This window comes from Paraburkholderia fungorum (assembly GCF_003610895.1).
Classification (GTDB): Bacteria; Pseudomonadota; Gammaproteobacteria; order Burkholderiales; family Burkholderiaceae; genus Paraburkholderia; species Paraburkholderia fungorum_B.
The window spans coordinates 234,816-247,880 of record NZ_MCAS01000012.1; the positions used below are offsets into that span (position 1 = coordinate 234,816).

At 62.6% G+C, this 13,065-nt stretch carries 11 protein-coding genes; 8 read left to right on the top strand and 3 right to left on the bottom strand.

All coding sequences use genetic code 11. The features are described from left to right. Positions 1-5: 5 nt before the first annotated feature. Positions 6-914 (bottom strand): LysR family transcriptional regulator, encoded by a 909-nt coding sequence (locus BCY88_RS13805; protein WP_120344778.1) that lies wholly within the window; start codon positions 912-914, stop codon positions 6-8. 129 nt (positions 915-1,043) lie between these two features. Between BCY88_RS13805 and BCY88_RS13810 the strand changes: the two genes are divergently transcribed. Together BCY88_RS13810 and BCY88_RS13815 are read left to right on the top strand one after the other, a co-directional pair. After that, positions 1,044-2,234, top strand: a complete 1,191-nt coding sequence (locus BCY88_RS13810) for a M20 aminoacylase family protein (protein ID WP_120344779.1) — start codon at positions 1,044-1,046, stop codon at positions 2,232-2,234. A 97-nt stretch (positions 2,235-2,331) separates the two neighbouring features. Then, positions 2,332-3,633, top strand: coding sequence for an MFS transporter (locus BCY88_RS13815; protein ID WP_120344780.1), 1,302 nt, complete (start codon positions 2,332-2,334; stop codon positions 3,631-3,633). Between the two features lie 109 nt (positions 3,634-3,742). Here the strand turns inward: BCY88_RS13815 and BCY88_RS13820 are convergent, their stop codons facing one another. Further along, complete coding sequence (locus BCY88_RS13820) at positions 3,743-4,567, bottom strand: IclR family transcriptional regulator (RefSeq protein ID WP_120344781.1); 825 nt, start codon at positions 4,565-4,567, stop codon at positions 3,743-3,745. 309 nt (positions 4,568-4,876) lie between these two features. On the opposite strand from BCY88_RS13820, the gene BCY88_RS13825 reads away from it, so the two are divergent. The 6 genes from BCY88_RS13825 (at position 4,877) to BCY88_RS13850 (ending at position 12,120) form a co-directional block, all read left to right on the top strand. Beyond that, a complete protein-coding gene (locus BCY88_RS13825; RefSeq protein ID WP_120344782.1) occupies positions 4,877-5,638 on the top strand; it encodes an enoyl-CoA hydratase/isomerase family protein in 762 nt (253 codons plus the stop codon). 48 nt (positions 5,639-5,686) lie between these two features. Next, complete coding sequence (locus BCY88_RS13830) at positions 5,687-6,748, top strand: ABC transporter substrate-binding protein (protein ID WP_120344783.1); 1,062 nt, start codon at positions 5,687-5,689, stop codon at positions 6,746-6,748. Between the two features lie 11 nt (positions 6,749-6,759). Then, positions 6,760-7,830: an ABC transporter ATP-binding protein gene (locus BCY88_RS13835; RefSeq protein ID WP_120344784.1), complete on the top strand. Its 1,071-nt coding sequence runs from the start codon at positions 6,760-6,762 to the stop codon at positions 7,828-7,830. Positions 7,831-7,849: 19 nt separating this feature from the next. Next, the gene (locus tag BCY88_RS13840) at positions 7,850-9,631 is read left to right on the top strand and encodes an ABC transporter permease subunit (RefSeq protein WP_120344785.1); all 1,782 of its coding nucleotides are present in this window, start codon (positions 7,850-7,852) and stop codon (positions 9,629-9,631) included. Positions 9,632-9,657: 26 nt separating this feature from the next. Beyond that, on the top strand, positions 9,658-11,199 hold the full coding sequence (locus tag BCY88_RS13845; RefSeq protein WP_120344786.1) for an AMP-binding protein: 1,542 nt from the start codon (positions 9,658-9,660) through the stop codon (positions 11,197-11,199). Between the two features lie 84 nt (positions 11,200-11,283). Then, positions 11,284-12,120, top strand: coding sequence for an IclR family transcriptional regulator (locus BCY88_RS13850; protein ID WP_120345016.1), 837 nt, complete (start codon positions 11,284-11,286; stop codon positions 12,118-12,120). A 225-nt stretch (positions 12,121-12,345) separates the two neighbouring features. On the opposite strand, the gene BCY88_RS13855 is transcribed toward BCY88_RS13850, so the two are convergent. Further along, positions 12,346-12,813, bottom strand: a complete 468-nt coding sequence (locus BCY88_RS13855; protein WP_183081362.1) for a YybH family protein — start codon at positions 12,811-12,813, stop codon at positions 12,346-12,348. Positions 12,814-13,065: the final 252 nt, after the last annotated feature.

Here is a 13,065-nt window from a genome sequence, read left to right on the forward strand (position 1 = left end):
CGGGACTACCCGGGCGGCGCCATCCGCTCCCGGGTCGCTTCCTGCAGGCAGGACACGAACTGCAGCACCGCCGGCGTGGGCAATAGAGCACGCCGCGAAATGATGCTGAGATCGTAGTTCGGCAGCGCCTCTTCTATCTGCGCGACGCGGATACCAAGCGGCGCGACCATCTGCGCAAGCGGCCGCGTAAAGCAGCCGATCACGTCGGTTTGCGACACCAGCCCGAGTGTCACCGCGAACGACGACGGCGCCCGCACCAGCCGCTTCGGCACCGGCAAGCCGTGCGCGTTGAACATCGCCATCATCACGCTGTGCGGAAAGTGATCCGCGCCCACCGTCACGATCCACTCCGCGTCGAGCAATTCATGAAGACGCGTGACGTTCGCGAGCGGATGCCCGGCGCGCATCGCGATGACAAACTGCGTTGAGTAGAGCGGCGCCTGCACCAGATCGCTATCGAGTGCCTGCACATGATGAATCGCCGCGATATCGAGCGAGCCGTTACGCAATCGGGCCACGGCATCCGGAATCGTGACCTCTTCAAGATGCAGATTCACCAGCGGCATGACCCGGCGAAACTTCGAGACCGCATGCGGCAGGGCCGTCAGTGCGATCGACGGCATCGTGCCCACGCTCACCTTGCCGGCCAACTCTCCCTTCACCTGCTCGACCGCCTCGGCAGTGCGGCGCATATCGCCCAGCAACTGTTCGGCACGTGGCAACAGCGCAAGCCCGCACGCGGTCAACTCGATGCCGCGCACGCTGCGCACCATCAGTTCGGCATTCAGCGCGCTCTCCAGCTCGCGGATCGTATGCGTGACGGCCGGTTGCGTCACGCCGAGCTCGCGCGCGGCGGCGCGCAGGCTGCGGTGATGGGCGGCGGCGACGAAGGCTTGCAACTGTTGCAGCTTCATGAGGGTAATCCCGTATATAAAGCTTGTTAATCAGGGTGAAAAAAACAGCATCTTATTCGAACAAAACGGCGTGGCTATAGTGCTTGCCTGTTTGCCGCGTCAGCGGCGTGAATTCCAATGGAGCAATAGATGAGCGAAGCCGCGCGTTTTACCGAAGTGTCCGACCTGGTGCCTGCCGCCGAAAGCCTGCGCGAGATCCGTCATCACATCCATCACCACCCGGAACTGGCCTACGAAGAAGTGCAAACCGCCGCGCTGGTGGCCGAGAAGCTCGAGCAGTGGGGCTGGCAGGTCACGCGCGGCGTCGGCCAGACCGGCGTGGTGGGCACGCTGAAGTTGGGCAGCGGCACGCGCAGTATCGGCATTCGCGCCGACATGGACGCGCTGCCGATCATCGAGCAAACCGGTCTGCCGTATGCGAGCGGCATCCACGGCAAGATGCACGCATGCGGCCACGACGGCCACACGACGATGCTGCTCGGCGCCGCGCAGCACCTTGCCGCCACGCGCAATTTCTCGGGCACCGTGCATTTGTACTTCCAGCCGGCCGAGGAAAGCGGTATCGACAGCGGCGCGATGAAGATGATCAACGACGGCCTGTTCGAGCGCTTTCCGTGCGACGCCGTGTTCGGTCTGCACAACCATCCTGGCGAGGAACCGGGGGTGATGCTGTTCCGCAAGGGGCCGTTCATGTCGGCGGGCGACAAGGCGATCATCACCATCGAAGGTGTCGGCGGTCATGCGGCGCGTCCGCATCTGACGGTCGATCCGGTGGTGGTGGCGGCGAGCATCGTGATGGCGCTGCAGACCATCGTCGCGCGTAATGTCGATCCGTCGCAGCCGGCGGTGGTGACGGTCGGTTCGATGCATGCGGGCACCGCGAACAACGTGATTTCCAGCAGCGCGAAGCTGGAATTGAGCGTGCGTTCGTTCAGCCCCGAAGTGCGCACCTTGCTGAAAAAGCGCATTACCGAGCTCGCCGAGAGCCAGGCCGCGAGCTATGGCGGCAAGGCGGTGGTGGAGTACATCGAAGGCTATCCGGTGGTGATCAATTCGGATGCCGAAACGGATTTCGCGGTGCAGGTGGCGCGCGAACTGGTCGGCGACGAAAAGGTAGTCGAACAGACCGGCATTCTGATGGGCAGCGAGGACTTCGCCTTCATGCTGCAGAAACGGCCCGGCACGTTCCTGCGGATCGGTAACGGAGCAGGCGAAGACGGTTGCATGGTGCACAACCCCCATTACGATTTCAACGACCGCAATCTGCCGGTCGGCGCGGCGTTCTGGACACGGCTGGTGGAGCGGTATCTGGGGCAATGAAGCGCCCTGGGTGCCAATCACGCGCCAATCACGAGCCGATGAGCGGGCAATGCGCTCGCACCGCCGGACATAACCATAACAACGAGGAAGACCTGCGATGAACGCTACAACGGATGGCAGCCGTGCCGTGGACGTCCCCCGAACCACCAGCCGCGGCGCGATTGCCGCGGCGGTGATCGGCAACTGGCTCGAGTTTTTCGACTTTACCGTGTACGGCTTTTTTGCCGTGATCATCGGCAAGCTGTTTTTCCCGTCGGCCGACCCGACAACCTCGCTGCTCCTATCGGTGGCGACGTTCGCGGCAGGCTTCATCACGCGGCCGCTCGGCAGCGTGATGCTCGGTGTCTACGCGGACCGCAAAGGCCGCAAGGCGGCGCTCAACCTGACCATCATGCTGATGGCGGCGAGCACCGGTGTGATCGCCATTGCGCCGACGTATGCGCAGATCGGTCTCGCCGCGCCGCTGCTGATCGTGCTGGCGCGTCTCGTGCAAGGCTTCTCTCAAGGCGGCGAGTTCGGCGCGGCAACCTCGACCTTGCTGGAGCAGGGCGGCGGCGCCCGGCGTGGTTTTCGGGCGAGCTGGCAACTGGCGACGCAGGGCGGCGCGGCACTGATGGGCTCGGGCCTCGCGGCGGCGCTGTCGGGTGCTCTGCCCAGGGAGTCGCTGGAAAGCTGGGGTTGGCGCATTCCGTTTCTGATCGGCGTGCTGATCGCGCCGGTCGGCATCTACTTGCGCCGCCGTCTCGCGGACGATCCAGCCGGCGCCCACAGCCACGCCATTGAGCGCGGCGTGCTGCACGAACTCTTCACGGACCATCTGCGTCCGCTCCTGCTGATTACGCTCACGGTCATGGGCGGCACGGTCTCGACCTATATTCTGACCTTCTACATGCCGACCTATGCGATCCACACGCTCGGCCTGCCGATGTCGCTGTCGATGCTGGTCGGCGTCGCGTCGGGACTCGTCATGCTCATCACGTGTCCGTTGTTCGGCATGCTGTCCGATCGTATCGGCAGCCGTAAGCGGCCGATTCTGTTCGGGCGCGGCGTACTGGTGTTGCTGCTGTTTCCCGCCTTCATGCTGATCAATCGCTTCCCGCAGTTGCCCGTCATCATGTCGGCGACCGCGCTGATGCTGCTGTTCTACTCGATGGGATCGGCGTCGGAATTCGCCTTGATGTGCGAGTCGTTTCCGCGGCGCGTGCGCGCCACCGGCATTTCGATCGCGTATGCATTGAGCGTGTGCGTATTCGGCGGCACCGCGCAACTGGTCGCGACGTGGCTGATCAAACTGACCGGCAGCAAGCTGGCGCCGGCCGCGTATGTGGCGGGATGCGTGGTCGTGTCGCTGATCGCGGTGTCGATGCTGAAAGAGACGGCGGATAAGCCGATCGATTGATCGCGAGGCCCCTTGCGGGGGCCTTGCCTGTGACTTGCGTTGCTGGCCTCGCGCTGGCTTCTCGGTTGCCTCGCGGTTGTCTCGCAGTTGCCTCGCAGTTACTCGTCACTCAGCCGCGCCGCGCCACCATCTCCGAGACGGTTTGCGCGGCCTGCTGCAACGGTTCAAGAAACGCCTTCACCATCTGTTTGGCCGAATTGCGCTGAGCGTTGCCGCTGATATTCATCGCCGCGATCACGCGCCCCTGGCGGTTGCGAATCGGTGCGGACAACGAAATCAACCCCCCCTCCAGTTCCTGATCGACGATTGCCCAACCCTGGCGGCGCACCTGCGCAATCAGCTTCTTCAGTTCTTCCTTGTCGGTCACCGTGCGCGGCGTGTGCGCGTAGAGCGGCGCCGAACTCAACGTTGCCTCGAGCGTTTCGTCGTCGAGCGCGGACAGCAGCACACGACCCATCGACGTGCAATATGCCGGCAAACGGCTGCCGATCGACAGGTTGATGGTCATGATCTTGTGAGTCGGCACGCGCAGCACGTAGACGATTTCGGTGCGATCGAGCACGGCCGCCGAGCAACTCTCGTGAACCTGCGCCGAGAGGTTTTCCATGACCGGTTCGGCGAGATTCCAGAACGGCATCGAGGTCAGATACGCGAAACCGAGATCGAGAATCTTCGGCGTGAGGCGGAACAGGCGGCCTTCGGCCTCTACGTAGCCGAGCGTCTGCAGCGTCAGCAGGATGCGGCGCGCGCCGGCGCGTGTCAGGCCGGTGGCGGCCGCGACGTCGGTGAGCGTCTGTTCGGGGCGGCTGGCATTGAACGCGCGGATCACCGAGAGGCCTCGCGCGAACGACTGCACATACGAGTCGCCGGGTTTGTCCGAGGCCGGTTCGGCGTTGTCAGGAACGGCGGAAGACGGCGGCAGGGCTTTGCTCATGGACCTTGAAAGATGCGTTCGAAGAAGGGCGCACGGCGCTCGCACGGTTCAGCCGGCGCGACGCTGTGCAAAGGCGTGACGATAACTTAAGCCTTCTGATTCGCCAAACAAAAAACTGGCCAGGCTCGCCGACAGTATAGGTCGCGGCCACCCGGCCGTTTCTTTCTCCCAACGCCTCATCTGCTTCGCTTCGGTACGCCGATCCGCGGCATGTCCCCCTCGCGTAAACCCCAGAAAATTTCACCTTGCATGTGTATTTTGGTAAAAGTATATTGAAATACACCATCAACTATCTCTATGAGATAACAAATGAACGAAGACATCCTTGTTTCACACCATGGGCGCGTCGCCGTCATCACGTTGAACCGCCCGGCGCGCCTGAATGCGTGGACGACCACGATGCGCGAGATGATCATCGAGGCCCTGGCGCGTTTCGACGCGGATGACAGCGTTGCCGCGATCGTCATGACGGGGGCGGGCGACCGTGCGTTTTCCGCGGGGCAGGATCTGTCGGAGGCGCATGACTTCGACGGCGAGCGAGCGGTGGCATGGGTCAAGGAGTGGGAGCGCTATTACACGGTCCTGCGCGGTTTGAGCAAACCGCTCGTCATGGCCTTGAACGGTACGGCGGCCGGCTCCGCGTTTCAGGTCGCCTTGCTGGGCGACATTCGCGTCGGCCATCCGGGCGTGCGCATGGGGCAGCCGGAAATCAACGCGGGGATCGCCAGCACGACCGGCCCGTGGATCATGAGCGAGATGCTCGGCATGTCTCGCACTATCGAATTGACGCTGACCGGCCGCCTGATGGACGCCGAGGAATGTCACCGCATCGGGCTGATTCATCACATCGTTCCGGCGGATCAGGTGTTCGCCAAGGCCCTCGAAATTGCCACTGAACTGGCCGGCAAGCCGCCCGTCGCGATGCGTCTGGACAAGCAGCGTTTCCGCGAAATGACGGAGCCGAGCTTTCGCGACGCGATCGAGGCGGGTGCGCGTATCCAGCGCGAAGCCTATGACTCCGGCGAGCCGGCGCGAATGATGGAAGCGTTTTTCCGCGAGCGCGCGAAGTAAAGCAAAAACCGCGGCCGTTTCTTTTCATCCTGTGCGGGAGACCTGAGCATGACGCAAGACTTCAACCTGACCCGGCGCCGCTTTCTGCAAGGCGTCGGGAGTGCCGCACTCGCCGGCGCCATGCCGGTACTGGCCGGCGCGCAGTCGAAACAGATCGTCGTTTCCGATCCCGGTGGTCCGTACACCACCGCGTATCGCCAGGCGTTTTACGATCCGTTCGAAAAAGCCACCGGCATCAAGGTGGTGAGCGTTGCGCGTGAATCGCAACCGGTCGCGCAGCTGGCGGCGATGGTGCAGACCAGAAATTATGTCTGGGACGTCACCACGCTCACGCTTTCCGCGGACATTCCGTACCTGGAATCCAAAGGGTTTCTCGAGCCGATCGGCTTGAAAGCCAGCGACTTCCCCGACGTGATGGCCGAAGCGGTGACGCCGAACTGGCTCGGCGTCGACGTCTATGCCACCGTGCTCGCGTACCGGCAGGACAAGTTCGGGCCAAACGGTCCGAAATCCTGGGCGGACTTCTGGGACGTCAAACGCTTTCCGGGCCGGCGCTGTCTGCGCCGCAGCCCGCTGGACACGCTCGAACAGGCGCTGCTGGCCGATGGGGTGTCGCTCGACAAGCTTTATCCGCTTGACGTCGATCGCGCATTCCGCAGTCTCGACCGGATCAAGCCGCACGTGAACATTTGGTGGACCTCCGGCGCCCAGGCCATGCAGGCGATCCAGAGTGGCGATGTCGACATGATCTCGACGTGGAACGGCCGGGCCCAGGCTGCGCGCGACGGCGGTGCGCCGGTCACGATCGTATGGAACCAGGGGCTTTATTCGATCGAAGGGTGGGGCATTCCGAAAGGCACGCCGCGCGCCGACTTCGCCCGGCAGTTCGTGCGCTTTTGCGGCGATGCGCAGCGCCAGGCCGTACTCACCGGCACGCTTGCCTATGGTCCGACCAACCGCAAGGCGTTCGACGCGATCCCGGCCGCCCGCGCGGCCATACTGCCTACCGCGCCGGACAATCTGCGGGACATGCGCCTGCCGAGTCCGCAATGGTGGGCCGACAACCGCCAGAAAGTGACCGAGCGCTTCAACACCTGGATCATTTCCTGAGGAGTGGCGCGATGAGTGCGAAACTTGAAACGATCGGGATTGCGAAAAGCTACGGTGACACCGTTGCGTTGCAAGCGACCGATCTGACGGTGCAGGCCGGCGAATTTCTCACCTTGCTGGGTCCTTCCGGATCGGGCAAGACCACGCTGTTGCAGATGATCTCCGGTCTGGTCGCGCCCACGGCGGGGCGCATCGAGATCGACGGTCGCGACGTCACGCACGTGGAACCTGGCAAGCGTGGCATCGGCATGGTGTTTCAGAGCTATGCGCTGTTCCCGCACATGAGCGTGTGGGACAACGTGGCGTACGGTTTGCGCATGCGCCGCAAGTCGCGTGAGGACGTCAGGCGGGCCGTCGACGACGCGTTGACGATGGTACGCATGGGCGATTACGCGAAGCGCTACCCGAAGGAACTCTCGGGTGGCCAGCAGCAGCGCATCGCGCTGGCGCGCTGCTTCGCCTACCGGCCCTCCGTGATTCTGCTCGACGAGCCGCTCGGTGCGCTCGACAAGAAATTGCGTGAGCACATGCAGTCCGAGATTCGCCGTTTGCACAAGGAACTCGGCGCGACCTTCGTCTACGTGACACACGATCAGGACGAAGCGTTGACGCTCTCCGATCGCATCTGTCTGATGAACCAGGCTCGTATCGAACAGGTGGGCACGCCTGTCGATCTGTACGACCGGCCGGCCACGCGCTTTGCTGCCGGTTTCATCGGCCATTCGAATCTGCTCGAAGGCGCGCTCGATCACGAACGAGGCCCGGGCGGCGAACCGATTCTGTTGACGGCCGGCGGCCGCGTGCCGTTGCCGCAAGGCGGCGCGGCAATAGCTGGATCACCGGGGGCAAAACACTGTCTGCTGCTGCGTCCTGAGGCGCCGCGTCTGGTCGAGCCGAAGCGAGGGTTTCTCGACGGCACGATTTCGGACATCGTGTTCTTCGGCAGCGATACCCGCGTACAACTGACCCTGTCCGACGGCAGCCACCTGAGCGTGCGATGCGAGCGCGGTCTGTCGCCGTGCGTCGGCGATACGGTCGGTCTGGTGTGGGATCCGCATCGCACCACGCTGCTGCACGCGTGACGACCGCCAAGGAAAGATCATGACTATTGCCCTTGAGGCGCAGCCGTCTCACGAGGCCGCGCGCCCACGCCGTTCCGCATGGCTTGCGCACACGGTCCGCTTTTTGCCGATCGCGCCGACGCTGCTGTTTCTGCTGTTCTTTTTCATCGTGCCGGTCGGCGAGATCCTGCAAGGCGGTCTCTTCAACGCGGACGGCACGTTCGGCTTCAGCCAGTTCGAGCGGATCGCGCGCACCCCGGTCTACGCGAAGGTGCTGTGGATCACTTTCTCCATCTCGTTCCTCACGGCGGCGATTGCCGTCCTGCTCGGCTATCCGGTCGCCTATCTGTTGAGCCGTCTGTCACCGCGCGCGCGTGAGCGCTGGCTGCTCTGGATCATGCTGCCGTTCTGGACCAGTTACCTCGTGAAAACCTATGCGTGGATGCTGTTACTGTCGAAGACCGGTGTGCTGTCCACCATTGCGCTCGCGCTGGGTCTCGTCAGCGAAACCAGCGGCACCATTCCGTCGCTGACCGGCGTCCTGATCGGCATGGTTCACGCAATGCTGCCGCTCGCGGTGATGACCATGTTGCCCGTCATGCGTGGCATCGACGATCGTCTCGCGCAAGCTGCCGAGACACTGGGCGCGGAGCGCAGCACGAGTTTTTTCACCGTGTTTCTGCCGCTTTCTTCGCCGGGCGTCGCTGCTGCAGGATTGCTCGTGTTCATTTCGAGCCTCGGTTTCTTCATCGTTCCCGCGCTGCTGGGTTCGCCGAAGGAAACCATGATTGCGCAACTGGTGATTTCTTCGGTGCTCGAACTGTTCGATATGCGCTTCGCCGGCGCATTGTCTACGGTGCTGCTGCTGTGCTCGATTGCGATCTTCCTCGTCTACGACCGGCTGGTCGGACTTTCCTCGTTGACGGGGGAAGTGCAGGACAAGCGCCGTGGCTCGCGTGCTCAAGGCCTGAAGCTGGCGATGCTGATGGCGGCGGGCCGTTTGACGGCGCCGCTCGTCAGACGGCGCACGATGCGTGCGGCCGGCGCCGGCGGGGGAGTGGGTCCGCTGCGCCTTTATACCGTCGCAGTCCTGATGGTGCTGGTTGCGCCGGTCCTGTCGATTATTCCGTATGCCTTCACGCGCAGCGACTTCATTGCGTTTCCACCGAAGCTGTTCAGCTTCAGATGGTTCGGCACCTTCCTGCAGTCGCCGGTGTGGCAGAGCGCGCTGCTGCGTTCGTTCGAGGTGGGTCTCGGCACCGCGGTACTCTCGCTTGCGCTGGGTTTCGGCGCGACGCTGGCGCTGACCCGTATGTCGCAGCGCGCGAGTAAGCCGCTCTTCGCGCTGCTCGTCGCACCGCTGATCGTGCCGCGTATCGTGGTTGCGGTCGGCCTGCTGTATCTGTTCGCCAATCTCGGCCTGACGGGCACCAATCTGGGCCTCGTGATCGGACATACCGTGCTGGCGATTCCTTACGTCGTTGTGACGCTCGCCGCCGGTTTTCGCCAGTTCGACTGGCGTCTGGACGACGCCGCGAGGGTAATGGGCGCGTCGCCCGCAAGACGCATTGCGACGATCGTGCTGCCATTGTTGATGGCGAGCGTGACGGCGGCTTTCCTGTTCGCCTTCATCGTTTCATTCGACGATCTGACGATTGCGATCTTCGTCAGCGGCGGCATCAACACCACGCTGCCCAAGCAGATGTGGGACGACATCCAGCTGGCCATCACACCGACGCTCGCCGCGGTATCGACGACGCTCATCGTTCTGATCGCCCTGATCGTTTTCATTTCCTCCCGGCTGCGGCACGCAACGCGCTAGCCGTACGGTTTCCACTCCATTCGACCATGCACAGCTATTCCGAATACTTCCCCCAACGTCATCCGCAAGATGCGCTGGACTGCGCGCCGCTGATCGCCGCCGGTTTGCGCGGCAACGCGGCGGGCGCCGTTCTCCATTTCGACGAACAGGCCGTGACGCGCGCCGAAACCGCGCAACGCATCGCCCAACTGCAGCGCTGGTTCGCGGACCAGAAACTGGTGGCGGGCGACCGCGTCGCCGTGATGCTCGGCAACAGCGCCGAGCATATTCACCTCATCTATGCGCTGATTCTCAGCGGTCTGGTGTGGGTGCCCGTCAATACGAAGCTGCGCCGCGCGGGGCTCGAGTATCTGATCGAGCACGCGGAGCCGAAACTGTTCGTGTCGGAATCCGTGTTCGACGAAGTGACCGACGGTATCGAGTACGGCAGCACGCGCAGAATCGGACTGCCGGCATTCGATCCCAACGATGCCAGTGCAACGCTCTTCACCCCATCGATCGATCCGGGCGACCCGTTGTGCGTGATCTATACGTCCGGCACGACAGGTGCGCCGAAGGGCGTTGTCCTTACGCATCGGATGATGCGGATTGCGAGCGAGGCGGCCATGCTGGTCGCGGACGTGCGTGCGGGCGACAAACTGTTCCTGTGGGAACCGCTATGCCATATCGGCGGTGCGCAGATGTTGTTGCTGCCCTTTCTCGAGGCGCTCGAACTGCACGTCGTACCGCGTTTTTCCGTCACGCAGTTCTGGGCGCAGATTGCCCGCTCGCGGGCGACGCAATTGCACTATCTCGGCGGCGTGCTCGACATTCTGATGCAGCTTCCCGACGACGCCCAGCCGGATACGCACACGATTCGCGTGGCATGGGGCGCGGGTGTCAGCGCCTCGGCGTGGACGGCGATCGAGTCGCGTCTGCAGGTTCGGCTGCGCGAATGCTATGGCATGACGGAATGTTCGAGTTTCGCGACGCTGAATGCAAACGGCAAACCCGGTTCGATCGGCAGGGCGCTGCCATGGATCGACGTGGCATTGCTCGACGAAAACGGTGAACCGGTCGCGGACGGCGAAGCGGGCGAAATCGTACTATCGAGCCGCGTGGAAGGCACATTCTTGCCGACCTACCTGAAGAACGAAGACGCGACCCGCTCGGCGCTGCGTAACGGCAGACTGCACACTGGCGATAGTGCGCGGCGTGATGCCGACGGCGATCTGTTCTTCGTCGGCAGGCGTACGGATAGCATGCGCGTGCGCGGCGAGAATGTATCGGCTTGGGAGATCGAACGCGTATTCGCGCAGCACCCGGCCATCCAGGCGAGCGCGGCGATCGGGGTTGCCTCGGCGATCGGCGAGCAGGACATTCTGCTCAACGTGCAGTTCAAGGACGTCGCCGTTGACTGGGACGCGATCCATGCATGGGCGGCAGAGCGTCTCGCGAGTTTCCAGTTGCCCCGTTATTATCGGGCGGTCACGCACTTCGAACTGACACCCAGCGAGCGGATTAAAAAGCACCTGCTCAAACGCGATGTCAGCGATGCCTGGGACCGGTCGACGAGCGTGGTCGCGTGAAGCAAGTTATTGCCTATAGATAGACTAATATCTTCATGCGATAATTGGAACCTGATAGAACAACAGGTTTTCATCGTGACCACTGTGCCGCCCCAAACTCCCCGTAAGAAGAAGAGCGACCCGACTGCCGCGCCGGAAGCACCCGCTGATCCGACAGCGTCGTCGCTATACGTTCAGTCGGTCGAGAAAGCCATGACCGTACTCACGGCTTTCGACGGCAGCAAGCGGCAGTTATCGCTCTCGGAGATCGCGGCGCTCACCGGTTTCGACATGAGTGCGACTCAGCGCTTTACGTTCACGCTTGCGGCGCTCGGCTATCTGTTCAAGGATCCCGAAAGCCGCAAGTATGAATTGTCGCCGAAGCTGCTCGATTTCACGTATCACTATCTGACTTCGAACGATCTGGTCAGCCGCGCCACGCCCTATCTGCAGCAACTCGGATCCGAGACCGAGGAGGCCACCAACCTCACCGTGCTGGACGGCACCGATATTATTTTCGTGTTGCGTATTGTCAGCCGCAACGTCTTCAATGCGCATGTCATCACTGGTTCGCGTTTGCCCGCTTATTGCACCGCGCCGGGGTTGGCTATTCTCGCGACCTTCGACGATGGCGAGGTCGACGATATTCTTGCCCGTACGAATCTCGTCGCCTACACGGCCGCCACGATTTACCAGCCGCGCAAGATCAAGGAGCGCATCGCCCAGATTCGCAAACAAGGCTACGCGCATACGGAAGACGAGTACTTCGTCAGCGACATCTCGACCGCCGCGGCGATCACCAATGCGAAAGGGCGCGGGGTGGGGGCGGTCAATATTGCGGTGGCGCGGCCGCGGTGGCAGGCGGATCGCGATGAACGCCGCTTTGCCGACCTCGTGATCTCGACAGCCTCGGCGATTTCATCGCGGCGCAGGGCCGATTGAGTTTCTGTTTTTTCTTCGGCGGGGGCGCTGTCGCGGCACGTGGAAAAACTGCGGCGTTCTCATGGATGCGCCCGGAGTCAATAATCAGTCGCTGGGCGGTGGCCGGCTTGTCGCCGGTCAGCCACGGGCAAGGGGCGGCCAGGAAGATGCGTTCTACCTGGCGACGAGAATCGTTGGCAATTCGATAAGCCGCCAAGGTGCGTGCAAAGAGTCAACAGAAAGAACTCAGTCCTTCTCAGGGTATGCAATGTAGCGGATGATCTTCCAGCTACCGTCAGGCTGGTGGCCGAATACATCGAGACCGGTCTCATCATTAGACTCCTGCTTGCCGTTCCTGGTAAGCGTCGATCTCCAAGTCAGGCGCACGATCGCGAGGTCGCCGGAGACAATGATCTCTTTGATCTTAAGGCCGTAGCGAAGCGATTGCGTGGTGTCGGCCAGCGCATGATGCAGGCGGGCACATAGCAACGGGTAGGTCCGTTCGGGTGCGCCATAGAAATCGTAACGAAGATCGGGCGCGAAAAGGTCGCAGATATGCGCGGCACGTCGCGCGTTGAAATCTACGCGCCACTGTTCCAAAGCGGAGCGGATGGTGCGCGCGGGGTCATCGCTGACTGTCGCCGCGTTCAGCGCGCAAGGGAGCGCACTTAGGAGAACACCGACCAGGGCGATGCGGAGTACGTATCGATTCATTTGGGCTCCTTGTATTTGTATGCGCAGCATTATTTGGATTCCACTGCCCAAATTGTAGGGCACGGTTCTGGCGTCGGTGCTAAAACAGAAAACTTCACATACCGTCGACGCCACCTCCGTATCGCCCGACGGCGACAGTGCCGAACGGCCGACCCCTCGCAGGAAGTGTCAGCCGTCAGGACTCTTGCACGAACAGCGGCAGTAGCTTTTCACCTACCCGGCGCAGTTTTCACTCTCCGTGACACCCGACAC